Genomic DNA, 22,760 nt, shown 5'->3' on the forward strand with positions numbered 1-22,760 from the left:
GAAAGGGGCGGGAGAGCGCTGCAGCACCGGGGGGTTGGGGTGGTCCGTACTACTTGCTGCCGGCTGCGGTGCGGCGGCGAAGCAGGACGGCGCCCAGGGCGAGAAGGGCGGCACCGCCGGCAGCGGCGGCAGCGACCGTGCCCTGCTGGTCCTGGCCTGCCTGCTCCAGTGCACCCGGGACTGCGTGCGGAGCCGAGGCCATACCGTCGATGGTCTGGGTAGCCAGGGCCAGGTTTCCGGCCTCCAGCGATCCCCAGGCGTAGACGATGGTGTTGGTGCCCTCACCCAGCGCGAGGTCTGCCGGACCGATAACCGGATCGGTAGTTCCGGCGGCGGCAACGGAGGCGGAGATGGTTCCGGGGTCGACGGTGAGGACCTTTTCATTGGGATTGGTCAGGCCCTGGATCACAGGGGAACCGTTGGCCAGGACATCCACTGCGGGGGCGGCAGCCACATGGCGGACCGTGAGCCGGGACTTGCCGGCTTCCACCATGGACGTGTCGTTGGTGAAGAGGTTGGCCGTGGGTTTGCCCGAGGCGTCCAGATTTGCCGTGGCCGTATAGTTTCCGCCGGCCGCGAGGTCTGCGGAGATCGGGCCGATGATGGGCGCGGAGGCATCCGGCGCATCCGCGGCGGTGATGGCAAGCTGGTAGTTGCCGCCAGGCAGGTCCAGCGGCCCGGCCATCTGGCCTGGCATGAAGTTATCCAGGGTGAGCGTTCCGTTGACGTACACGTCAACGGTAGTGTCCGGCACAGCGTGCAGGACGGAGAGCTTAGCCGTGTCGGTATCGGCGGCGGAGGCCGGTACGGCCGAGAACGCTGTTGCGGCGCCTACGCCGAGGGCCGCGATAGCGGTTGCGGTCTTACGCATGGTCTGTGCTCCTTTTAGTTGCCGCACCCACCGGTACGGGTTTTTGACTTACACCCCTACTACTTCCGGGGCAGGCGGAATGGATGCACGGAATTCGAATTCTTTTTTTGGCGTGGCTTCCGCACTGGGGCGGGGCTGCGGCGGGAAGGCCCAGGGGCAGGGCGGGGCAGGGTCCGTAGTATCATCGTGTGGTTGCCCCCGTAGCTCAATGGATAGAGCAACGGCCTTCTAATCCGTAGGTTGCGCGTTCGAGTCGCGCCGGGGGCACTTTTTTGTGTCCGCTCCCTTACGGCATGCCCGGCACGCGCTGCGCGTGCCGGGCATGGCAGCGTAGGCTCAGGCCGGTCAGGACAGGCACGCTCAAAGGAGCTGCAGTGCCAGCCGGTTACCTCCTCACCGTTTTGCTGCTCGGGCTCAGCACATATTGCGCACTGTGGCCGCCGGGAAAGGGGAGGTCCCGGCTCTCGACCGGCGCGTACATCGTCGGAATGACCTTCAGCGAAGCTCCGGTTTTCCCGCTGCTGCTGGGTGCAGCCGCGACGGCGCTGGCGGTGGTGGAGGGGGACACGTCCACACCTGCCGGCGCGGCCGGCACTGCCGGCATGGTCCTGGTCGCGGCGGGGCTCCTGCTGACGGGATGGCGTGCGGTCCGCAGCAGCACCGCTCCCGTGCAGGCCTTGAACGAAGGCCTTTCGGCCGGCGGGCACCGTTTCTCCACTGGGCCTGGGCATGCTCCCTTCGGGCGGCGGGGTATCTTGGCCGGGATCTTCCTGCCCTTCCGGCGCCGCCTGCACGGTGTCAGGCACATCCGCAACCTGCAGTACGGACCTGCGGGGAAGGACAACACCCTTGACCTTTACCTGCCCCGGGGCAGGCCGCAGGCAGGGCCGGTCTTTGTACACTTTCACGGCGGGCGGTTCGTCTCCGGGGCAAAGGACCGGGAAGCCCTGTATCTGCTGTATTTGCTGGCCTCCCGAGGTTGGAGCTGTATCAGCGCCAACTACCGGCTCGCACCCGGGGCGCAGTTCCCGGACTATGCGGTGGATGCCAAACGTGTCATTGCATGGGTGCGCACCCAGGGCGCCCAACACGGTGTGGGCACCGGACCGCCGGTTGTGGCGGGGAGTTCCGCCGGTGGCTTCGTGGCGGCATTTGCAGCTCTGACCGCCAACCGTCCGGAGCTGCAGCCCGGTTTCGAGGAAACCGACACGTCCGTAGCGGCGGCAGTATGCCTGTACGGCTATTACGGCCGGGTGGCAGGGGAGGACCCCGGCAGCACACCGGCAGCGTACGCCCGGCCGGACGCACCCCCGTTTTTTATCCTCCACGGATGCAAGGACAACGTAGTGCCCATTGGCCACGCCAGGGGCTTCGCGGACATGCTGCGGGGAGTGTCCCGCCGTCCCGTGGTCTGGTGCCCGCTTCCCGGGGCCCAGCACTCCTTTGATTACTTCGCTTCGGTTCGTTCCCGCGCGGCGGCAGCGGCTATCAGCGACTTTGCCTGCTGGGTCCTGGCACAGAATGAACCGCCGGTTTGACGCAGGGACAGCCTTTCCTCCACAGGATCCCCGGGAGGTCCTGCATCGGTCCGGCGTCCACACGTGCCCATCTGGAGGCGGACCGGGACGGTGCAGCGGAGAAGACTGGCCGGACCCAACGACCCGAAGGCAGGACACTATGAGTGACACCATTACGCTCCGCGGCTATGTAGCCACCGAACTGCGCCAGAACACCACCGACAACGGACTGGCCGTAGCCAGCTTCCGGATGTGCACCACGGAGCGGCGTTATGACCGGGACGCGGGCAGCTGGCTGGACGGCCAGACCAACTGGTACGCCGTAAGCCTCTTCCGCCAGCTCGCCACCAACGCGGCGTTCAGCATCCACAAGGGAGACCGCGTGGTGGTCACGGGGCGGCTCCGGCTCCGACAGTGGGCAACGGAGGACGGGCGCAGCGGTACCAGCGCCGACATTGATGCAGACACCGTGGGCCACGACCTGATGTGGGGAACAGCCAGCTTCCGGCGCACGGTCTCCGGAACAAGCGACCGCGCCGACGCAGGGTCCCGCCCTGACGGCTATCCGGTTGGAAGCCCCGATGCGGCAGCCAATCCGTTCGGGCAGGACACGGACCTCACCGATTCGTTTGGCCGGTTGGCGGATCCGCTGACCGGTGAACTTCCCGATGCAGACCAGGATGCGGATTCCCTCCAGCCAGGCGGAAGGGACGAATCACCGGGCCGAGGAGATGCTGACGCAGACGCGGACCAGCCGGAACGGGACCGTGCCGCCGCTCCGTTCTAGCGCGTTGACGTTCAGCGGGTTCGGTGGCCACTTCCTGTGCTGCATGACACAATCGCCCGGTGACACATGACCCGAGCCGAACGCCCTCCCTGGTGCCCACGGCACCCGGAACCTTCCGCCGGGTACCGGCCGTGCTCCTGTTAACCATGGCGCTCGCCGTCGGGGCAGTAGGCTGCGGGGCCGCTGCGGGGGAGTCCGGCCAGCCGGTACCGTCCGGGGCCGGCACCCAAAATGCCGGCGCCCAAACTGAGGATCCAGCGGCCCGGCAGGCCGGGGACAGCCCGGAAGCACTGGCGCTGAAGGCCCGGTTGGAAGAGTTGGCCGGGGCGGAACCGTCACCTGACCGGAGCGGCATCATGCAGGCTTTCGTGGCCGCCGGTTTTGCCGAGCCGAGCGTGGAGGTGTCCGCGGACCGAACGCCCACCGGCCTGGACGTCGATGCCATCCAGGGGGCAGCGGTCCAGGGCGGTGAATGTATCTTCGGCGAAGTCCGGGACGGCAAGGTCACGGTCAGCGTCCTGCCGGTCCTCGCCGGCGGACGCTGTTTCGTGGGGAACTGACCGATACGGATGCGTCGGGGCCGCCCGGTTGTCGTGCCGGATCCGGATAAATGGAATATATCGGCGCTGACACATTAGCCTTGTAGATATGGCGGAATTTATCTACACGATGACCAAGGCCCGCAAGGCCGTTGGCGACAAAGTAATCCTCGACGACGTAAGCATGTCCTTCTACCCCGGTGCCAAGATCGGCGTGGTGGGTCCCAACGGTGCGGGTAAGTCCACCATCCTGAAAATCATGGCCGGATTGGACACCCCCTCCAACGGTGAAGCCCGGCTCAGCGCCGGCTACACGGTGGGCATCCTGCTGCAGGAGCCGCCGCTGAACGAAGAAAAGACCGTCCTGGGCAACGTCCAGGAAGGCGTAGGCGAGATCTACGGCAAGATCCAGCGCTTCAACGAGATCTCTGAAGAGATGTCACAGCCCGACGCGGACTTCGACTCCCTGCTGGAGGAAATGGGCAAGCTGCAGGAAGCCATCGACGCCGCCGATGCGTGGGACATCGATTCCCAGCTCGAACAGGCCATGGACGCGCTGCGCTGCCCGCCGCCGGACGCCGACGTCACCCTCCTCTCCGGAGGTGAGCGCCGACGCGTGGCGCTGTGCAAGCTGCTGCTGCAGAAGCCGGACCTGCTGCTCCTCGATGAGCCCACCAACCACTTGGACGCCGAGAGCGTGCTGTGGCTCGAACAGCACCTCTCCTCCTACCACGGCGCCGTACTGGCCGTGACCCACGACCGGTACTTCCTGGACCACGTGGCCGAGTGGATCGCCGAAGTCGACCGCGGCCACCTGTACCCGTACGAAGGCAACTACTCCACGTACCTCGAAAAGAAGCGCGCGCGCCTGGAAGTCCAGGGCAAAAAGGACCAGAAGCTCGCCAAGCGCCTCACGGACGAACTGGACTGGGTGCGGTCCAATGCCAAGGGCCGCCAGACCAAGTCGAAGGCCCGCCTGGCACGCTATGAAGAGATGGCAGCCGAAGCGGACCGCACCCGGAAGCTGGACTTCGAAGAAATCCAGATCCCGCCGGGCCCGCGCCTGGGTTCACTGGTGCTGGAGGCCAAGGGCCTGCAGAAGGGCTTCGGCGACCGGCAGCTGATCGACGGGTTGTCCTTCTCCCTGCCCCGCAACGGCATTGTGGGCGTTATCGGCCCGAACGGCGTGGGTAAGTCCACCCTGTTCAAGACCATCGTTGGGCTCGAAGAGCTCGACGGCGGCGAGCTGAAGATCGGTGACTCGGTAAAGATTTCCTACGTGGACCAGTCCCGCGGCGGCATCGACCCGGAGAAGAGCCTCTGGGAGGTCGTCTCCGAAGGGCACGACTGGATCCAGGTGGGGCAGGTGGAGATGCCGTCCCGTGCCTATGTGTCCGCCTTCGGTTTCAAGGGTCCGGACCAGCAGAAGAAGGCCGGGGTGCTTTCCGGCGGTGAGCGTAACCGGCTGAACCTGGCCATGACGCTGAAGCAGGGCGGAAACCTGCTCCTGCTCGATGAGCCCACCAACGACCTGGACGTGGAAACCCTCTCCAGCCTCGAAAACGCCCTGCTGGAATTCCCCGGCTGCGCCGTGGTGGTCTCGCACGACCGCTGGTTCCTGGACCGGGTGGCCACCCACATCCTGGCCTTCGAGGGCACCGAGGAGGATCCCGCGAACTGGTACTGGTTTGAGGGCAACTTCGAGTCCTACGAGCAGAACAAGATTGAACGCCTCGGCCCCGACGCGGCCAAGCCGCACCGGGTGACGCACCGCCGCCTGACCCGCGACTAGGTCTGCCGGCAGGACAACAAAAGAGCTCCGCTTCCCGGACGGGAAGCGGAGCTCTTTTATGCGGCGGTGTTACAGCTGCGGCACCCGCACCATTCCTTCCTGCGCCACGGTGGCTACGAGCTCGCCGCTGCGGTTGAAGATCCGCCCGGTGGAAAGGCCGCGGGCGGCGGACGCGCTGGGGGACTCCTGCACGTACAGGAGCCAGTCATCCACGCGCAGCGGACGGTGCCACCACATGGCATGGTCGAGGCTCGCGATGCTCATGCCGGGCGTGGTCCAGGACAGGCCGTGGCCGCGCAGCACCGGTTCAAGAAGGGTGTAGTCGCTGGCATAGGCCAGGGCCGCGCGGTGCAGGTTCTCGCCGTCGGGCATCGGCTTGAAGGTCTTCATCCAGACCGCGTTGTGCGGGGTCTTCTCCCGGCCGGCCCGAACATACACCGGGTCCATGACGTGGCGGATGTCCATGGGCCGGCGGTGCGACCATGCATCGGCCACCGGATGGTCGAAGCCCTTCAGCAGTTCGGCGGTGGTGGGGAGGTCCTCCGGTTCCGGAATGCCCGCCGGCATTTCCTCCTGGTGGTCAATGCCCGAGTCGGGAATCTGGAAGGAGGCGATCATGGACAGGATCGGCTTGCCGTTCTGGTAGGCGTGGCTGCGCCGGGCGGAGAAGGACCTGCCGTCGCGCAGCCGCTCCACGCCGAAGGTGATGGGAACTTCGGTGTCTCCCGGCCGGAGGAAGTAGCCGTGCATGGAATGCATCACGCGGTCCTCGGGAACGGTCCGGGCCGCGGCGATGAGCGACTGGCCCAGGACCTGGCCTCCGAACACCCGCTTGCGCGGTTCGTTCTGGGAACCTCCGACGAAGATGTCCTCGTACGTCTTCGCACCGCCGGCGGAGCTCAGGTTCAGCAGTTCCAACAGGGAAGCGGTGGGATCGAAGGGTTCATCAATGGACATGCGGGACTGTCTCCTAGCAGAAAGGGGCGGCACCGCCCCAGGCGGGGCCGCAGAATACTCTTAGGTTAAAAATACCGGGCGGTAACCCGGTTTCCCGCCGCGGGGCGGCTGCCGCGGCGTTTTAGGGCAAAGCTCACTGTCTGGGAGGATGGAAGGCATGCATCGTTTCCCCGTCCACCTGCGTTTCGGCGACCAGGATCCCAACGGCCACATCAACAACGTCCGGTTCGTCCAGTTCCTGGAGGAAGCACGGGTCCGGCTGGGGATGCTGCCGCTGGCTGCGCACGCCGGCGGTCCGGGATCCTTCCGGGATCTGACCGGTGACCGGACAGCCGCCCTGGTGGCCCGGCAGGAGATCGAGTACCGGGCCCCGCTCCTGCACAGGACCGAGCCGGTCTGGGTGGACATCTGGGTCACCCGCGTTGGCTCCTCGAGCCTGTCCTACGGTTTCTGCGTGGCAGACGAGGACCGCGGCACGGTTTATGCCTACGCGGAAGCGGCCATGGTGCAGGTGGACGCGGCTTCCGGCCGGCCCACCCCGCTGACGGACGGCCAGCGGCTGGTGCTGCAGCACTGGCTGGGTGAACCGGTGCCTTTCCGGGCAGCCGCGGCAGCTGCCGCCGGAAAGGTCAACTGACGTGGACAGCGAACTGCAGTTGGCCGATCCCCAGGTCAGCGCCGACTTCCGGAACTTTGTGGTGCGTGCCCGGGCTGCCGACGACGGCGCGATCCGGCTGCAGGCGGTGGGCGGGGTGCTGGCCGCCTACGTCTGCGTCCTGAGGCCGCGCATCCTGGGGGAGGATACCCCCACGGTCCTGGGGCTGCGGACCATGCCGTTGGCCGCTCCCGCCGAGCTTGACGTTACGGTGCAGCTGGCCGCGGTGGGGGACAGGCTGGCCCGCATGGCCGGTACCGCGACGGAGCTGCAGATACCGCCGGTGACGGTAAGGGAGACGTGGGCCGGCATTACGGCGCCGCGCTCAGGCTGGCAGCCGGCAGGAGCAGTTCCGCTCCAGCTGCTGGAGCAGACCGCCCACCGCGGTATCCGGGAAGTGGCGGCGCTGCTGCCGGCAAGTCCGGGCGCCGCCGTCGTGCACAGCGCACGCACCCGGGTCTGGTCCCAGCCCATGGGCGGAACACAGGTCCCGGTTCCGGCGGGGGCGGCGTTCGCCGCGCTCTCGCTCGGCTTCCTGCCTGCCGGACCGGAGGGGCAGGACGGCGACGCCGCGCTTTTCCGCAACGGCCGCTGGCTGCGGCTCAGCACGCCCCGGGGGCACGTGCTGACCCGGATGCCGGCCGTCCTGTAGGGCTAGGCGTCCTACCGGGCTAGGCGGAGTTGACCATCGAGTGGGCTGCCCGCTCCAGGTAATCCCACAGGGTTTCTTCATGCAGCGGGGCAAGGTCCAAGGCGTCGACGGCGGCGCGCATGTGCCGCAGCCACGCGTCCCGGGCTGCGGGGGTGACCAGGAAGGGCATGTGCCGCATCCGCAGGCGGGGGTGGCCACGCTGCTCCCCGTAGGTCTTCGGCCCGCCCCAGTACTGCTCCAGGAACAGCAAAAGCCGTTCTTTGGCCGGCCCGAGGTCCTCTTCGGGGTACATGGGCCGCATCAGCGGATCTTCGGCAACACCTTCGTAAAATACGTCCACCAGTTTCACGAACGTCTCGTGGCCGCCCACGGCCTCGTAGAAGTTGTACTGCGGTGAGGTGAACGGCTGCTGGCCGGTTGGCTGCAGCGGCAGGGAAAAGCCCGGCGCCGGGTCCGGGGTTGGATCACTCACTTTTAGCCATTCCGTCGTTGATTGCTCCGGCGGTGCCGGGTTCGGGCTCCGGTGCTGCCTCCACGTCGCCGGTGTAGCTGCCCTGGGAGCGGTTGCCGATCTTCGCGATTTCGCCGTTGCGGATGTACCAGATCACTCCGCGCTCATCGGTGATCCGGGTAATGCGGATACCAACGGAATGCACCGTTCCCACCGTGTCACCCACCTCGATGACGTCGCCGATCCCGTACTGGTCCTCGATGGTGATGAAGAACCCGGCCAGCGCGTCGCGGATCAGCTCGCGGGCACCGAAGCCCAGGGCGATACCCACGATACCGACGCTGGCCAGCAGCGGTGCGATGTTGATGCCCACGGCATCCAGCACCATGATGATCGCCACGGTCCAGATGGACACGTTCACGGCGCTGCGCAGCAGGGCCCCGATGGTGTCCGCCCGCTGGGCGCGGCGCTTCTTATCCAGATTGCGCATGACCGGCTGCGCCCATTTGAGCCTGGAGGAATGGAAGAGCGAATAGCCTTTCTGGGCGCGGGAGACCAGGCGGTTGATGACGAAACGGGCAAAGAACCAGACCACGGAGGCGGCCACGACTATTACCGCGGCTTCAATCAGGCCGGACCAGTCGAAGTCGCCGACGGTCACGGAGGAAAGGTCTATTTCGGAAGCTGAAACCACGGGCTGTTGAACATCCTTCGCTTTAGCGGAACAGGGAACGTTTCCGGTTAAGGCTACCCGGGCGCGGGGCCGGAAGGCCGCACTTAGCTTCCCGGCAGCGTCACGGGCTGGTGGTCCACCGGGAAGTTCACGCTTCGGGCGATGAAGCACAGGCGGTTCGCTTCGGCATGCATGGGGCCGGTGGCCCGTTCGACGGCGTCGGCTCCGGCCGGCGGCGCCAGGGTGACCCGCGGGCGCAGGATGACCGAAGTGAATTCCCCGCTGCCGTCCCGGTTCAACCGGAGGGTTCCCTCGGGGGAGTCGGCATAGGCGGTAACGCGCAGTCCATTCCGGCCCGCGACATGCAGATAGGAGAGCATGTGGCACTGGGCCAGTGCAGCAAGCAGGAGCTGCTCGGGGTTCCACCGGTCCTTGTCTCCGTGGAACGTGGGATCAGCGGTGCCCGGCAGGTCCGGGAGTCCGGCGGCCCGGATGATGTGGTCGCGGCCGTAGCTGCGGTAACCGGCGGTACCGCCGCCGCGGTTCCCCGTCCATTCCAGATCCAGCGTGTAGCGGTGCTCAGAGAGATTCACGCTCTCCAAGGTACCGTGCGCGCTGCCCGCAGGAGGGGGAACCGCGGCAGAAACGGCTAGCGGTCCGCCGCCTGCGCCTTCAGGGCGCGCACCACGCCGTCGCGGTTTTCCAGCACCAGCCGGCGGAGGGACGGCGCGTCGTCGCCCAGCTCGGCCAGGAACGCGTCGGTCCGGTCCACTGTGTCCTGACGGGCCAGCCGCGCTGGATACAGACCAACGGCGATCTGCTGGCCGATCTCATGGGTGCGGCCTGCCCAGACATCGCGGATCGAGTCGAAGTACTTCTGCGCGTACGGTTCCAGCAGGTCCGTGTTGTGCACCCGCATGAACCCGGCGATGGCGGATCGCTGGGCGGCGTTGGGCATGTCCGACCGCTCAACAATCGCTTCCCAAGCGGCTGCCTTGGCTTCGGCGGTGGGGATTGCGGCGCGGGCCATGGCCGCAGCCAGGGCGCCTGTTGCCGTGGCATCGCGCTCAAGCTCGGCAGCGATCTCTGCCTCGCCCATCCGGCCGCCGGCAACCAGTCCGGTCAGCAGCTCCCAGCGCAGGTCGGCGTCGATGGACAGACCCTCGAGGGAGGCGTTGCCGGACACCAGGTCCGCCAGGGCATCCAGGTGCTCATCCGAGGAGGCATGGGCGGCGAAGGCCTTGACGAACTGCAGCTGCGAATCCGAGCCGGGTTCCGCAGCGGAGGCCAGTTCCCACAGGCTTTCCGCGGCAGCCACGGTCATGGGGTCGCGGTCCTCGGGATTCACGTAGAAGGCCAGCGTGGTGGCCAGCTGCCGCAAGAGGACCTGCACCACGGTGGAATCGGACTCGGACGCAATGTTCTGCAGGACCAGTTCCACATAGTTGCGGGCCGGAACCTCGGCGTCGCGCGCCGCATCCCATGCCGCTGCCCAGACCAGGGTCCGGGGAAGGGAATCGGCAATGTCGCGCAGGCTCCGCGTGGCGGTGCGCTGGGAGACGTCGTCGAGCCGGATCTTGGCGTAGGCGAGGTCGTCGTCATTGAGCAGCAGCAGGGCCGGGCGGGACTGTCCGGCCAGCTCGGGCACCTCGGTGCGTTCGCCGTCGACGTCCAGTTCCACACGGTGGGTGCGCTGCAGCAGGCCGTCCTCATCCGGATTGTAGAAGCCGATGGCCAGGCGGTGCGGCCGCAGGACCGGGTAGTCCTCGATGGCGCTCTGCAGCACGGCGAAGGAGGTGATGGTGCCGTCCTCGTCCGTTTCGAAGTCCGGACGCAGGGTGTTCACCCCGGCGGTCTCCAGCCACTTGGCGGACCAGTCCTTCAAGTCCCGGCCGCTGGCTGCTTCCAGTTCGGACAGCAGATCGGAGAGTTCGGTGTTCTGCCAAGCATGCTTGCCGAAGTATTCGCGCACCCCGGCCATGAACTTGTCCTGGCCCACCCAAGCCACCAGCTGCTTCAGCACCGAGGCGCCCTTGGCATAGGTGATGCCGTCGAAGTTGACCTGCACGTCTTCCAGGTCGCGGATCTCGGCGACGATGGGGTGAGTGGTGGGCAGCTGGTCCTGGCGGTACGCCCACGCCTTCTCCAGCGAGGCGAAGGTGGTCCAGGCCTGCTTGAATTCGGTTGCTTCGGCGGCGGCGAGGGTGGACATGAACTCGGCGAAGGACTCGTTGAGCCACAGGTCGTTCCACCAGCGCATAGTGACCAGATCACCGAACCACATGTGCGCCAGTTCGTGCAGGACGGTGACGGCACGGCGTTCCACGGTGGCTTCGGTCACCCGGGAGCGGAAGACGTAGCTCTCCAGGAAGGTGACTGCGCCGGCATTTTCCATGGCGCCGGCATTGAACTCCGGCACAAAGAGCTGGTCGTACTTCTCGAAGGGGTACGGGGCGCCGAACTGCTCTTCGTAGAATGCAAAGCCCTGCCGGGTCAGCTCGAAGATGTTCTCGGCATCCATGTACTGCATCAGGGAGCGGCGTGCGAAAACGCCCAGGGGAATGGTGCGGCCGTCCGAGCTTGTGAGTTCGCTGCGCACGGACTGGTACGGTCCGGCGATCAGGGCGGTGATGTAGGAGGAAATCCGCGGCGTGGGGGCAAAGGACCACGTGGAGCTCGGCGTGGCATCGGTGAGGTCTCCGGCCGCCAGGGGTTCCGGGGTGGGGGAGTTGGAGATAACGTCCCAGTGCGACGGCGCCGTCACGGTGAAGCGGAACGTTGCCTTGAGGTCGGGCTGCTCGAATACGGCGAACATGCGCCGGGAGTCGGGCACCTCGAACTGTGAGTAGAGGTAAACCTCGTTGTCCACCGGGTCCACGAACCGGTGGAGGCCTTCGCCGGTGTTCATGTAGCGCGCGTCGGCATCCACAACCAGCTCGTTCGACTCGGCCAGGTTCGGCAGCGAGATACGTACGCCGTCGGATACCTCTGCCGGGTCCAGGTCCACCCCGTTGAGGGTGACCCGGCGGACCGTGTCCGTTACGGCGTCAATGAAGGTCGAGGTGCCCGGGCGGGCTGTGAACCGCACAACGGTGGTGCTGCCGAACACCTCGTCACCGCGGGTCAGGTCAAGGGTGACGTCATAGGACTCTACGCTGATGAGTTCTGCACGTTCACGGGCTTCGGAGCGCGTGAGATTCATACCTGGCAAGGTAAGGCCTTTCGAACGGAAAAGGAGGCCGGCAATTTCAACGGATTGCGTGGGAATAGCCGGACACTGTTGATCTTCTAAACATCATCTCACTGCTAAGCAACCTGCCAAGCGCAGAACGGCGGATTGCTGTGCAGCAATCCGCCGTTCTGGGGCTTTTACCGGCAAACGCCGGGAATAGCATGTTTCAGTATCGGGTCACCTTGGCGCCGCCAGGGGTCCAGGTGATGTTGCCTCCCTGGAATTCCTGTGCGTAGGTGGATCCGCCGAGTGCCCGTTCCGGGCCCACCGGGAACCCCAGATAGCTGACGGGGCCGCCGAGGGCGCGGTACATGTCAGCAATGGCACCGAACAGATACTGGTTTCCCGTCGCAGGTGACCATGAGATCCAGCCGCCCTGATAGTCCTGGAGATAGCCCGAACCTGCCGCGTACTCATTGCTGGTGGGGTAGCCGAGCCGGCCGGTTTCGTAACCCTGGGCTCCATAGGCCTGGCGGATCGCACCGGCTGAAACAAAGGTCCCGGAAGCCGGGCTCCAGTAAATGGCGCCCTTCTCGAAAGTCTGTACAGCACCCGAACCGATTTTCAGTGCCGTTTCCTCGCCGGTGGGGAAACCGAGTTGCCCTCCTGCGCCGCCCCAAGTCTGATAAAGGACTCCGATGGAACCGAACAGGAAATGCGAGCCCTGCTTCGCGGACCAAATGACCCGCCCACCCTGATAGTCCTGCATTACTCCGCCGCCCGCCACATTGTATTCATTGCTGGTGGGGTAGCCGAGACGGCCTGTTTCGTAGCCCTGCCGGCCGTATGCCTGCCGGATTGCACCGCCGGAAACATAAGTCCCGGAAGTCGGGCTCCAGTAAATGGCTCCGTTCTGGAACTGCTGCACAGCCCCGGAACCGGTTTTAAGGGCGGTCTCTTCACCGACAGGGAAACCGAGCTGGCCCTTGGGCCCGCTCCAACCCAGATACGTAATGCCGATGGATCCGTAGAGGTAGTGGCTGCCGGTCGCTTCGCTGCGGATAATTCGCCCGCCCTGGAAGTCCTGCATCCAGCCCCCGGCCGCTTCGTACTGCTCGGACACTGGGTATCCCAGGCGGCCGGAGATCGTGTTGGCTGCCTTGAAGGCGTCCATAGCTGCGCCGTCGCGGACCGACGAGGCGCCGCTGCCTGCGGACCAGTAGATGGTTCCGCGCTGGAACACCTGTATCACTCCGCGGCCGCCGTCCGTCGCTGATTCACCCGACACGGGGAAGCCCAGCCCGCTGCCCGCCGGACCGCCAAGGGCCGCGAATCTGTTGCCGATGGCACCGAAAAGGTACTGGTTGCCCGTAGACGGGGACCAAGCAATGCGCCCGCCCTGGTAATCCTGGACCACGCCGTCGCCGGCTGCGTACTCGTTTGAAGTTGGGTAGCCGAGGCGCCCCTTTTCCAGGCCTTGGTCCACGTAGGCATTGCGGATTGCGCCGGCTGAAATTGCCGTTCCGCTCGCCGGGCTCCAGTAGATGGCGCCGCGCTGGAAATATTGGACGGCGCCGCCGCCGGTGGGCAGCGCCGTTTCCTCGCTCGTGGGGAAACCGAGCTGGCCCCCGGGACCGCCCCACCCGACATAGTTGGTGGCGATGGAACCGAACATCATGCGTGAACCTGTGGCTGCCGACCAGAAGATCCAGCCGCCCTGGAACCTTTGGGCGCCGCCGCCGGCGGTGCCGTATTCGTCGCCGAGCGGATAGCCCAACCGGCCGTTTTCAAATCCCTGACTTGCGTAGACCGACCGGTTCCCGCCACGCACCACGCTGGCCGCGGTGGAGGGCGACCAGTAGACAATGCCGTTTTGGAAGGTCTGTGCATAACCGCCCTGGGCAAGGCCACCCACGACCCCGGTCAGGGCGCTCCCCAGTTCGGGGTGCGCCTTAGCTGCCGCGCCGATGTCGCGCGAAGCACGGGCGGCGCTACCGCCGCTGATGGTTACTCCAGCCCCGTTGCCGTCCATCCAGTCGATGTGGACGCTGGTGCCGGAGGTGGTCGTAAAAGTCTGGCCCGTCTGCCAGGTGTGGTTCGCGTTATATACCCCTGCGAACGGCCTGGTTGATGGTGGTATCACCAGCGAGGAAACCCCCCAGGGCGCCACATCGGCCTTAGTGATCTTCACCCCGCGGTTTCCCGCCGGGCCGGCGCCAAGATGGGTGTCGTAGCCTATCGGCTGCCTCAGCTCCAGGTAATAGGTTTCGTTGTTGCCGGGATCGGTAAACCGGACGGCGCGATTTGCTGCCTCGCCCGCCCAGGGGCGCAGCGTGAAGGATTGGGCCCCGTTCCCAAGCGGGGCAGCTTTCGCGATTTCGTTGCCATAGCCCAATCCACCCATGTCCCAGTAGTAGGCGCTGATCATCGGGATATTGAACTGGGCGCTGCCCATCAGGTCGGTGGTGTCGCCGTATTCGCGGGAACTGCAGCCGCCGCCCCAGCCTGAGCCGCTGCGTGCGGAATCAGACTGCCCGTTGGGGCACTGGAGGCTGTTGGCATGCATGAATCCCAGCACGTGGCCCAACTCGTGGCTGACCACGTTGTTGGAGAAGGCCGACGGCGTGGGCATGAGGATGCGTCCGCCGTTACTGCCCGCGGTCCAGCCGCCGCCGAGAATGCCGCCATAGCCGCCGCTCATCAGGTCGTCTGTACCCACATAGACGAGCAGGACGGTATTGGCGCGGTCCCTCCAACCGACTTCGCTGCTCACGGTGTTCATCATTTTGGCGTAGTCATCCGTTGAGCGGGCCGAACTGCGGTGATAGCCCGTATAAGTGATCTTCATGGAGATGCCGTTGCCGGAGATGGAACTCCAATACTTGCTGGCGGCCTCTACTGAATCCCTTGCCCCCCTTTCCCCGGGAACATTGCTGTTGTCCGCCAGCGTGGTGATCAGCAGGTGCACCTCAATGCCGCTGCCCGTAGCAGCTGCACCGTTGAGGGAACGGGCCTTCGAGGTGGCCGTCTGGGTTGCCGAAGAGGGGTCGGAATGCACCACGGATTGAACAGAGCCGTCGTCCATGGTAATCGTCGGCGTGTTTGGGCCGGGCACGGGGAAGCCATTGCCCACTACGGGGTCGTAGTCGTCTTCCTCCTCCGTGCCTGTGCCCGCGTCAGGCACTTCTTCGGACGTTTCATCGGGCGCTTCGGCCGGAGTTTCGCCTGCCGGAGCCGGTGAAAGACTTGGGGCGGGGGCCGTGGGCTGCGGTGCAGTTTCGGCCGGCGCCGTTTCCGCCGGGACAGTAAGCCCGCCCTCCGGTTCTCCGTGCCCGTCATACGTCTGCGCAAAGGGCGACACGCTCGTACTGGGCTCAGGGGTGGGTTCCTGGGCGGGGAGCCCGCCGGCGGTCAGCGACGCGGCGAGCACGGCCAATACGGCCAATTTTGCACTTTTCAATGGGAAATCCTTGTAGAGCGAGACCTGATGGGCGCAAACAATGGCTGCGGACGGCAGTCTCAACGTGCCTGGGATGGAGTGTCCGACATGCCGTTGGCGATACAGTCCTACTCTCACTATCGACAGCCCATGTGCCGGGGTTAGGCGCCTTAGCATGTTTTCACGATTTTTCAGCCCCTGCAGAGGCTGAAGCTACGCTGGAAGTGTCATCTGGCCCCAACACCGAATGGACTTACCTAGAATGCGCGTGCACATTGCAACCGACCACGCGGGCATGGAACTCAGTTCCCACCTGATTGGACACCTGCGGGAGAGCGGCTACGACGTGGTGGACCACGGTCCGCAGGAATACGACGCCAACGATGACTACCCAGCCTTCTGCATCAACGCCGCACAGGCGGTGGCGGATGACTGGAAGGCCGGCGTCGATGCCTTGGGCATTGTCCTTGGCGGTTCCGGCAACGGTGAGCAGATTGCCGCCAACAAAGTCCGCGGCATCCGGGCCGCGCTGGCCTGGAACCTGGATACGGCCAGGCTGGCCCGCCAGCATAACGACGCCAACGTGGTGGCGGTGGGCGGGCGGCAGCACACCGTGGACGAAGCCGCGGAAATCATCGACGCCTTCCTCGCCGAGCCGTTCAGCGGAGACGAACGCCACGTGCGCCGGATCGGCCAGATCGCGCGCTACGAAGCCACCGGCACCACCGCCTGATGCCCGAAGGGCACTCCATCCACCGGCTGGCCCGGCAGTTCTCCTCCGCCTTTGCCGGCGCGCGGCTGGCGGTCAGCAGCCCGCAGGGGCGTTTCGCCGCCGGAGCCGCCCGGCTTGACGGCCATGTCCTGGAAACTGCTGAAGCACACGGCAAGCAGTTGTTCCTGCGCTTCGACCATGACCTTTACCTGCGCATCCACCTTGGCCTGTACGGTGCCTTCGATTTCGGCGGTGATGAAACTTTTGCCGGTGCTTCCAGCATCGGCGCGCCCCGCCGGGTGGGGGAGCGGGAAGTCGCCGGTGACGACGACGGCGCCGGGTACGCCGGCCCGCCCGAGCCCAAGGGTGCGGTGCGGGTGCGGCTGGTGTCGGAGCACGGCTGGGCGGACCTGCGCGGACCGACGGCGTGCGAGGTCATCACGGGCTCGGAACGTGCTGCTGTCCTGGCGCGCCTGGGGCCGGATCCGCTGGGACCGGACGCCTCTGCGTCCGCATCGGTCCAGGAATTCGTGCGGCGTGTGCGCGGCAAGGGCTCACCCGTGGGGCTGCTCCTGATGAACCAGGAGATCCTGGCCGGGGTGGGCAACGTTTACCGGGCGGAAGTGCTGTTCCGGCAGAGGATTTCGCCCTGGCGCCTCGGCCGGGATGTGACTGTTGCCGAGGCGGAAGCCCTGTGGGCCGACGTCGTGGCCCTGATGAACGACGGCGTGCGGCAGGGCCGGATCATCACTACCGAACCGCAGGACCGGGCAGACCCGGCCGAGCCCGTCCCGGTGGCCGAGGCGCACTACGTGTACAAGCGGACCGGACTGCCGTGCCGGCGGTGCGGCACCGCAGTGGCGGGGACCCAAATGGGCGCCCGGAAACTGTATTGGTGCCCGGTCTGCCAGGCGGACTAGGGGCTGGGTGCGGCATTAACGTAAGAAGGGCCTTTCCCTGTGGAAAAGGCCCTTCTAAGGTGGAGGGGATGACGGGAATCGAACCCGCGTAATCAGTTTGGAAGACTGAGGCTCTACCATTGAGCTACATCCCCGGCGCCGTAAGGCAGGTTTTACCTTAGCACGGGAAAACCTGCCCTGAGTAATCGGTGCGGAACAGTGTTGCCGGTCAAGGGCCGGGCCGGTCCCGAACCGGGCCTTGCACCGGGCCTTGCACCGGACCAACACCGGACCAGCACCGGAACCGACAGCTGCGGAATTCGTCATACCCGCTTTCGGGCAGGTAGGCTGTCAGGTGCACTGACGGGGTGTAGCTCAGCTTGGAAGAGCGCCTGCTTTGGGAGCAGGAAGTCGCAGGTTCAAATCCTGTCACCCCGACTCTGTATAACCATGGTGCAGACCAATCCCAGAACCCTCAGGAGAACTTACGCTGTGAAGAGCGCCGTAGAAAACCTCACACCCACGCGGGTAAAGCTCAACGTTGAAGTTCCGTTCGAGGAACTGAAGCCGAGCATCGACGAGGCCTACAAGACCATCGCCACCCAGGTGCAGGTCCCGGGCTTCCGCAAGGGCAAGGTTCCCAACCGCATCATCGACCAGCGCGTAGGCCGCGGCTACGTCCTCGAGACGGCTATCAATGACGGACTGAACGGCTTCTACGCAGAAGCAGTACAGGAAACCGGCATCAGCCCCCTGAGCCGCCCCGAGGTTGAGATCACCGAAGTTCCGGACCCCGCCTCCGACGAGGGCCAGCTGGTCTTCACTGTCGAGCTGGACATCCGCCCGGAAATCGAGCTCCCGGACTACGCCGGCCTCGAGGTCACGGTTGAGCCTGCCGAAGCTTCCGACGCCGACGTCGACAAGGCCCTGGACGAACTGCGCGGCCGTTTCGGCACGCTGAAGTCCGTGGACCGTCCGGCCGTAGCCGACGACTTCCTGACCATGGACCTCGTCGCCAAGGTTGACGGTGAAGAGGTCGACTCCGCAGCAGACCTGTCCTACCAGGTGGGCGCCGGCACCATGCTCGAGGGCATGGACGAGGCCGTCACCGGCCTGAGCACCGGCGAATCCGCCACCTTCAACACGAAGCTGGCCGGCGGCGAGCACGCAGGCGCCGACGCCGAGGTCACCGTGACGGTCAAGGCCGTCAAGGAGCGCGAGCTTCCGGAAGCCAATGACGACTTCGCCCAGCTGGCCAGTGAATTCGACACCATCGCCGAGCTGCGCGAGGACCTGGTCAAGCGCGCCGCCGAGTCCAAGCTCATGGAGCAGGGCGTCGAGGCCCGCGACAAGGTGCTGGAGAAGCTGCTGGAGCTCGTTGAGGTTCCGGTTCCGGAATCCGTCATCGAAGAGCAGATCGAGCAGCACTTCAACTCCGAGAGCGCCCAGGCCTCGGGTGCCGACCACGACACCGAAGAGCACCGCGCCGAAGTCCGCGCCAACACCGAGGCGGCCTTCAAGAACGAAATCATCCTCGACGCCGTGGCGGAGAAGGAAGAAGTAGGCGTCAACCAGAACGAGCTGATCGACTACATCGTTTCCAGCGCCGGCCAGTACGGCATGGATCCGAACCAGTTCGCCCAGCTGATCGACCAGAGCGGACAGGTGCCGATGATGGTTGGTGAAGTCCGCCGCCGCAAGGCCCTGGCCAAGGTCCTGGAGCTGGCCAAGGTCACCGACACCACCGGTGCCGAGATCGACCTCACCGAATTCGTCCGCCCCGCCGGCGAAGAGGCTGAAGCAGCAGCAGAAACCGAAGAGCAGAACGAAGACAAGGCCTAGCCTTCGAAGGTTCGAAGCGATACACACCGCGCCGCCGGTCCGAAAGGGCCGGCGGCGCGGTGCGTTTAAGACAGTGTGTTAAGGCGGGGCTTCAGCCTGCCGCGGAGGCGTCACGGGCGCCACCGGACCCTGTGATCCACATCGTGCGCCGTCAGCGAACAGCCTGCCAAACGGAAGCCGGGCACGGCGCTGACAGGCTAGTGTCCTAGGAGAGACAAACGGCAGGAGCAGCCGGCACAGCCGGCACCTGGTTCCTGCCAGAGCGAGAGGTCACTCATGGCAACTGCACCGAACACACCCACTATGGCAACGGTGGACCCGGCCGGCCGGGACGACTACATCTACAACCGCCTGCTCAAAGAGCGGATCATCTGGTTGGGCTCGGAAGTCCGGGACGAGAATGCCAACGCGATCTGCTCCCAGCTTCTGCTGCTCTCGGCCGAAGATCCCGAGAAGGACATCTACCTTTACATTAACTCGCCCGGCGGTTCGGTGACGGCCGGCATGGCCATCTACGACACCATGCAGTTCATCCCGAATGACGTGGTAACCGTGGCAACCGGCCTGGCCGCATCCATGGGACAGTTCCTGCTGTCCTCGGGCACCAAGGGCAAGCGCTACGCCACCCCGCACGCCCGCATCCTGATGCACCAGCCCTCCGGCGGCATCGGCGGCACGGCTTCGGATATCAAGATCCAGGCCGAGCTGATCCTGAACATGAAGCGCGTTATGGCCGAGCTGACCGCAGAGCAGACCGGCCAGAGCGTTGAAACCATCCTCCGGGACAATGACCGCGACAAGTGGTTCACCGCGCAGGAAGCCCTGGAATACGGCTTCTTCGACAAGATTTCCGCCCACGCCGGCGGAGTCACCGGAGGCGGCGGAACCAACCAGGACCAGGCAGAGGGCAAGGACGAGGACTAGGGTCCGCATCCTGCCATTCCTCCATTTGCATACTTCAGGAGTAATTCATGAACCATAACTTCGGCACCGCCGGCTCCGCCGCAGCACCGCAGATGCCCACCAGCCGCTACGTCCTGCCGCAGTTCGAGGAGCGTACGCCCTACGGTTTCAAGCGCCAGGACCCGTACACCAAGCTTTTCGAAGACCGCATTATCTTCCTGGGTGTACAGGTGGACGACGCTTCCGCGGATGACATCATGGCCCAGCTGCTCGTGCTTGAGTCCACGGACCCGGACCGCGACATCACCCTGTACATCAACTCCCCGGGCGGTTCGTTCACGGCCATGACGGCCATCTACGACACCATGCAGTACATCCGCCCGGAGATCCAGACCGTTTGCCTGGGCCAGGCAGCCAGCGCCGCAGCCGTGCTGCTCGCCGCCGGTACGCCGGGCAAGCGCCTGGCACTGCCGAACGCCCGCGTGCTGATCCACCAGCCTTCGCTGTCCGGCGGACAGGGCGGGCAGGCCTCTGACCTGGAAATCCAGGCCGCCGAGGTCATGCGGATGCGCACGTGGCTGGAAGACACATTGGCGCTGCACTCCAACCGCACCTCCGAGCAGGTGAACACCGACATCGAGCGGGACAAGATCCTGACCGCCGATGCCGCACTGGAATACGGCCTGATCGACCAGGTACTGGATTCCCGCAAGATCAAGACGCCGGCCATCAACAAGATGTAGCCGGATCCGGGCGGCCCGTGGTGCGTTATTTCGCACCACGGGCCGCTCGGTTGCTGAATAGCTCTGCCAAGTGTCCTAGAGTGGAACATGGTTGGCTGGCTTGTGCTGCGGAACCGCTTTTTGAAGGACCATCTAAGGGGACTGAACTATGGCTCGCATTGGTGAGAGCACGGATCTGCTCAAGTGCTCTTTCTGCGGAAAGAGCCAGAAGCAGGTGCGGAAGCTCATTGCAGGCCCCGGCGTGTACATCTGCGACGAATGCATTGATCTATGCAACGAGATCATTGAAGAGGAGCTCTCCGAGGTAGCCGATCTCGGTACCTTCGAGCTGCCCAAACCGCGGGAGATCTTCGACTCGCTGCAGGAATACGTCATCGGCCAGGAACCGGCCAAGCGTTCCCTCGCCGTCGCCGTCTACAACCACTACAAGCGCATCCAGTCCGGCCACGCCACCCGCAGCACCGGCAACCTCTCGGACGCCGTCGCTGCGGACGAGGTGGAGATCGGCAAGTCCAACATCCTGCTGATCGGCCCCACCGGCTGCGGCAAGACCTACCTCGCGCAGACCCTGGCCCGCCGGCTGAACGTACCGTTCGCCGTCGCCGATGCCACCGCCCTGACCGAGGCAGGCTACGTGGGCGAAGACGTCGAGAACATCCTGCTCAAGCTCATCCAGGCCGCTGACTACGACGTCAAGAAGGCCGAGCAGGGCATCATCTACATTGACGAGATCGACAAGATTTCACGCAAGAGCGAGAACCCTTCCATCACCCGCGACGTTTCCGGCGAGGGTGTGCAGCAGGCGCTGCTGAAAATCCTGGAGGGCACCGTGGCCTCCGTGCCGCCGCAGGGCGGACGCAAGCACCCGCACCAGGAATTCATCCAGATCGACACCACCAACGTCCTCTTCATCGTGGCCGGTGCCTTCGCCGGACTCGAGGAAATCATCGGTTCCCGGTCCGGCCGCAAGGGCATCGGCTTTGGCGCGCCCCTGATCGAAACCACCAAGGGCACCGACTCCTACGCCGAGGTAATGCCCGAAGACCTGCTGAAATTCGGGCTGATCCCGGAGTTCATCGGCCGCCTGCCGGTGATCACCACGGTGTCCAACCTGGACCGCACGGCACTGATCCGGATCCTCACCGAGCCGAAGAACGCCCTGGTCAAGCAGTTCCAGAAGATGTTCCAGCTCGACGGCGTCGAACTGACCTTCGAGCAGGGCGCCCTGGATGCCATTGCGGACCAGGCCCTGGCCCGCGGCACCGGCGCACGCGGCCTGCGTGCCATCCTGGAGGAAGTCCTGCTGCCGGTGATGTTCGACCTGCCCAGCCGGGACGACGTTGCCACCGTGGTTATCACGGCGGATACCGTCGAGAACAAGGCGGAGCCCACGCTGATCTCCCACGCGGTCGCTACCAAGCGCAGGAACAAATCTGCCTAGAGTGCGGTTGCACACGGTACTGACCGCGGCATCCAACGCCGTCGACGACCTTTGAAGGAGACCCGCATGAGTGCTGACCGTTCTGCGTCCACTGCCGATTTCTGGTTTGATCCCATGTGCCCGTTTGCCTGGGTCACCTCCCGCTGGATGGGCGAGGTGGAGCAGGTCCGGGACGTAACCACCAAGTGGCACGTGATGAGTCTGTCCGTCCTCAACGAGGGCCGCGACCTGCCCGAGGAATACCGGCAGCGCATGGACAGCGGCTGGGGCCCGGTCCGCGTGATCATTGCCGCACAGGAACTGCACGGCGACGAGTACGTCAAGAAGCTCTATGACGCCATGGGCACCCGCATCCACGACGGCGGCAACGATGACTTCCCCGCCGTGATCCGCGAGTCCCTGGACGAAGTAGGTTTGCCTGCCGAGCTGGCGCGCTTCGCCGATACGGACGAATACGACGCCCAGCTGCGTGCCTCCCACAAGGAAGGCATCGAGAAGGTGGGCGACGACGTCGGCACCCCCGTAGTGGCCTTCAACGGCACCGCGTTCTTCGGCCCGGTCCTGACGCGCATTCCGCGCGGCGAGGAAGCCGGCACCATGTTCGACGGCGCCGTGATGCTGGCCTCGAACCCGGCCTTCTTTGAACTCAAGCGCAGCCGTACCGAAAACCCCCGCTTCGACTGACACGTCAATTCGGCTGACACGTTAAAAGGCC

General features: G+C 65.4%; 20 protein-coding genes and 3 tRNA genes. 15 read left to right on the top strand and 8 right to left on the bottom strand.

Annotated elements, in window-relative coordinates; genetic code table 11:
- Positions 1-49: 49 nt before the first annotated feature.
- Complete coding sequence (locus LJ754_RS07485) at positions 50-871, bottom strand: DUF4397 domain-containing protein (protein WP_227926116.1); 822 nt, start codon at positions 869-871, stop codon at positions 50-52.
- 194 nt (positions 872-1,065) lie between these two features.
- Here LJ754_RS07485 and LJ754_RS07490 point away from each other — a divergent pair.
- From LJ754_RS07490 to ettA, 5 genes are all read left to right on the top strand, one after another.
- Positions 1,066-1,138 (top strand) — tRNA-Arg (locus LJ754_RS07490).
- 221 nt (positions 1,139-1,359) lie between these two features.
- Positions 1,360-2,409 carry an alpha/beta hydrolase gene (locus LJ754_RS07495; RefSeq protein WP_227926117.1) on the top strand — a complete coding sequence of 350 codons (1,050 nt, stop codon included), beginning with the start codon at positions 1,360-1,362 and terminating at the stop codon, positions 2,407-2,409.
- 139 nt (positions 2,410-2,548) lie between these two features.
- Positions 2,549-3,175: a single-stranded DNA-binding protein gene (locus LJ754_RS07500; protein WP_227911652.1), complete on the top strand. Its 627-nt coding sequence runs from the start codon at positions 2,549-2,551 to the stop codon at positions 3,173-3,175.
- A 59-nt stretch (positions 3,176-3,234) separates the two neighbouring features.
- Positions 3,235-3,735 (top strand): DUF6993 domain-containing protein, encoded by a 501-nt coding sequence (locus tag LJ754_RS07505; RefSeq protein ID WP_227926118.1) that lies wholly within the window; start codon positions 3,235-3,237, stop codon positions 3,733-3,735.
- Between the two features lie 88 nt (positions 3,736-3,823).
- Entirely contained in the window at positions 3,824-5,506 is a 1,683-nt protein-coding gene (gene ettA / locus LJ754_RS07510) for an energy-dependent translational throttle protein EttA (RefSeq protein ID WP_227926119.1), read from the top strand.
- A gap of 69 nt (positions 5,507-5,575) precedes the next feature.
- On the opposite strand, the gene LJ754_RS07515 is transcribed toward ettA, so the two are convergent.
- Positions 5,576-6,463 (bottom strand): acyl-CoA thioesterase, encoded by an 888-nt coding sequence (locus LJ754_RS07515; protein ID WP_227911649.1) that lies wholly within the window; start codon positions 6,461-6,463, stop codon positions 5,576-5,578.
- Between the two features lie 157 nt (positions 6,464-6,620).
- On the opposite strand from LJ754_RS07515, the gene LJ754_RS07520 reads away from it, so the two are divergent.
- Together LJ754_RS07520 and LJ754_RS07525 are read left to right on the top strand one after the other, a co-directional pair.
- On the top strand, positions 6,621-7,100 hold the full coding sequence (locus LJ754_RS07520) for an acyl-CoA thioesterase (RefSeq protein ID WP_227911648.1): 480 nt from the start codon (positions 6,621-6,623) through the stop codon (positions 7,098-7,100).
- 1 nt (position 7,101) lies between these two features.
- Complete coding sequence (locus LJ754_RS07525; RefSeq protein ID WP_227926120.1) at positions 7,102-7,770, top strand: hypothetical protein; 669 nt, start codon at positions 7,102-7,104, stop codon at positions 7,768-7,770.
- Positions 7,771-7,789: 19 nt separating this feature from the next.
- On the opposite strand, the gene LJ754_RS07530 is transcribed toward LJ754_RS07525, so the two are convergent.
- The 5 genes from LJ754_RS07530 to LJ754_RS07550 all read right to left on the bottom strand — a co-directional run bounded on the left by LJ754_RS07530 (position 7,790) and on the right by LJ754_RS07550 (position 15,526).
- Positions 7,790-8,203, bottom strand: coding sequence for a globin (locus LJ754_RS07530; protein WP_269439703.1), 414 nt, complete (start codon positions 8,201-8,203; stop codon positions 7,790-7,792).
- 31 nt (positions 8,204-8,234) lie between these two features.
- Complete coding sequence (locus LJ754_RS07535) at positions 8,235-8,915, bottom strand: mechanosensitive ion channel family protein (RefSeq protein ID WP_227926121.1); 681 nt, start codon at positions 8,913-8,915, stop codon at positions 8,235-8,237.
- An 83-nt stretch (positions 8,916-8,998) separates the two neighbouring features.
- On the bottom strand, positions 8,999-9,487 hold the full coding sequence (locus tag LJ754_RS07540) for an OsmC family protein (protein ID WP_227926122.1): 489 nt from the start codon (positions 9,485-9,487) through the stop codon (positions 8,999-9,001).
- 56 nt (positions 9,488-9,543) lie between these two features.
- Positions 9,544-12,096, bottom strand: a complete 2,553-nt coding sequence (gene pepN, locus LJ754_RS07545) for an aminopeptidase N (protein WP_227926123.1) — start codon at positions 12,094-12,096, stop codon at positions 9,544-9,546.
- A 196-nt stretch (positions 12,097-12,292) separates the two neighbouring features.
- Positions 12,293-15,526 (bottom strand): hypothetical protein, encoded by a 3,234-nt coding sequence (locus tag LJ754_RS07550; RefSeq protein ID WP_227926124.1) that lies wholly within the window; start codon positions 15,524-15,526, stop codon positions 12,293-12,295.
- 241 nt (positions 15,527-15,767) lie between these two features.
- On the opposite strand from LJ754_RS07550, the gene LJ754_RS07555 reads away from it, so the two are divergent.
- Entirely contained in the window at positions 15,768-16,238 is a 471-nt protein-coding gene (locus LJ754_RS07555) for a ribose-5-phosphate isomerase (RefSeq protein WP_227926125.1), read from the top strand.
- Entirely contained in the window at positions 16,238-17,137 is a 900-nt protein-coding gene (locus LJ754_RS07560; protein ID WP_227926126.1) for an Fpg/Nei family DNA glycosylase, read from the top strand. Before LJ754_RS07555 ends, LJ754_RS07560 begins: the two co-directional genes overlap by 1 nt.
- A gap of 60 nt (positions 17,138-17,197) precedes the next feature.
- Here the strand turns inward: LJ754_RS07560 and LJ754_RS07565 are convergent.
- Positions 17,198-17,271: transfer RNA gene (locus tag LJ754_RS07565), tRNA-Gly, on the bottom strand.
- Between the two features lie 209 nt (positions 17,272-17,480).
- Between LJ754_RS07565 and LJ754_RS07570 the strand changes: the two genes are divergently transcribed.
- The 6 genes from LJ754_RS07570 (at position 17,481) to LJ754_RS07595 (ending at position 22,729) form a co-directional block, all read left to right on the top strand.
- Positions 17,481-17,554, top strand: a tRNA-Pro gene (locus tag LJ754_RS07570).
- Between the two features lie 54 nt (positions 17,555-17,608).
- Positions 17,609-18,958 carry a trigger factor gene (gene tig, locus LJ754_RS07575; protein ID WP_227926127.1) on the top strand — a complete coding sequence of 450 codons (1,350 nt, stop codon included), beginning with the start codon at positions 17,609-17,611 and terminating at the stop codon, positions 18,956-18,958.
- Between the two features lie 303 nt (positions 18,959-19,261).
- Entirely contained in the window at positions 19,262-19,882 is a 621-nt protein-coding gene (locus LJ754_RS07580; RefSeq protein WP_227901586.1) for an ATP-dependent Clp protease proteolytic subunit, read from the top strand.
- A gap of 47 nt (positions 19,883-19,929) precedes the next feature.
- Positions 19,930-20,604 (top strand): ATP-dependent Clp protease proteolytic subunit, encoded by a 675-nt coding sequence (locus tag LJ754_RS07585; protein WP_227901554.1) that lies wholly within the window; start codon positions 19,930-19,932, stop codon positions 20,602-20,604.
- Positions 20,605-20,752: 148 nt separating this feature from the next.
- Positions 20,753-22,045, top strand: coding sequence for an ATP-dependent Clp protease ATP-binding subunit ClpX (clpX, locus tag LJ754_RS07590; protein ID WP_227911634.1), 1,293 nt, complete (start codon positions 20,753-20,755; stop codon positions 22,043-22,045).
- Positions 22,046-22,111: 66 nt separating this feature from the next.
- Positions 22,112-22,729 carry a mycothiol-dependent nitroreductase Rv2466c family protein gene (locus tag LJ754_RS07595; RefSeq protein ID WP_227911633.1) on the top strand — a complete coding sequence of 206 codons (618 nt, stop codon included), beginning with the start codon at positions 22,112-22,114 and terminating at the stop codon, positions 22,727-22,729.
- The last annotated feature ends 31 nt before the right edge of the window (positions 22,730-22,760 follow it).

This window comes from Arthrobacter sp. zg-Y40, assembly GCF_020731535.1.
Taxonomy (GTDB): domain Bacteria; phylum Actinomycetota; class Actinomycetes; order Actinomycetales; family Micrococcaceae; genus Arthrobacter_B.

What these genes read in the sequence shown, in the direction of transcription:
- LJ754_RS07585 (WP_227901554.1), top strand. Translation starts at nt 19,930, where the DNA reads ATGAACCATAACTTCGGCACCGCCGGCTCCGCCGCAGCACCGCAGATG.
- pepN (WP_227926123.1), bottom strand. Translation starts at nt 12,096, where the DNA reads ATGAATCTCACGCGCTCCGAAGCCCGTGAACGTGCAGAACTCATCAGC.
- LJ754_RS07580 (WP_227901586.1), top strand. Translation starts at nt 19,262, where the DNA reads ATGGCAACGGTGGACCCGGCCGGCCGGGACGACTACATCTACAACCGC.
- LJ754_RS07595 (WP_227911633.1), top strand. Translation starts at nt 22,112, where the DNA reads ATGAGTGCTGACCGTTCTGCGTCCACTGCCGATTTCTGGTTTGATCCC.
- ettA (WP_227926119.1), top strand. Translation starts at nt 3,824, where the DNA reads ATGGCGGAATTTATCTACACGATGACCAAGGCCCGCAAGGCCGTTGGC.
- LJ754_RS07515 (WP_227911649.1), bottom strand. Translation starts at nt 6,463, where the DNA reads ATGTCCATTGATGAACCCTTCGATCCCACCGCTTCCCTGTTGGAACTG.
- LJ754_RS07560 (WP_227926126.1), top strand. Translation starts at nt 16,238, where the DNA reads ATGCCCGAAGGGCACTCCATCCACCGGCTGGCCCGGCAGTTCTCCTCC.
- LJ754_RS07500 (WP_227911652.1), top strand. Translation starts at nt 2,549, where the DNA reads ATGAGTGACACCATTACGCTCCGCGGCTATGTAGCCACCGAACTGCGC.
- LJ754_RS07485 (WP_227926116.1), bottom strand. Translation starts at nt 871, where the DNA reads ATGCGTAAGACCGCAACCGCTATCGCGGCCCTCGGCGTAGGCGCCGCA.
- clpX (WP_227911634.1), top strand. Translation starts at nt 20,753, where the DNA reads ATGGCTCGCATTGGTGAGAGCACGGATCTGCTCAAGTGCTCTTTCTGC.
- LJ754_RS07520 (WP_227911648.1), top strand. Translation starts at nt 6,621, where the DNA reads ATGCATCGTTTCCCCGTCCACCTGCGTTTCGGCGACCAGGATCCCAAC.
- LJ754_RS07495 (WP_227926117.1), top strand. Translation starts at nt 1,360, where the DNA reads ATGACCTTCAGCGAAGCTCCGGTTTTCCCGCTGCTGCTGGGTGCAGCC.
- LJ754_RS07555 (WP_227926125.1), top strand. Translation starts at nt 15,768, where the DNA reads ATGCGCGTGCACATTGCAACCGACCACGCGGGCATGGAACTCAGTTCC.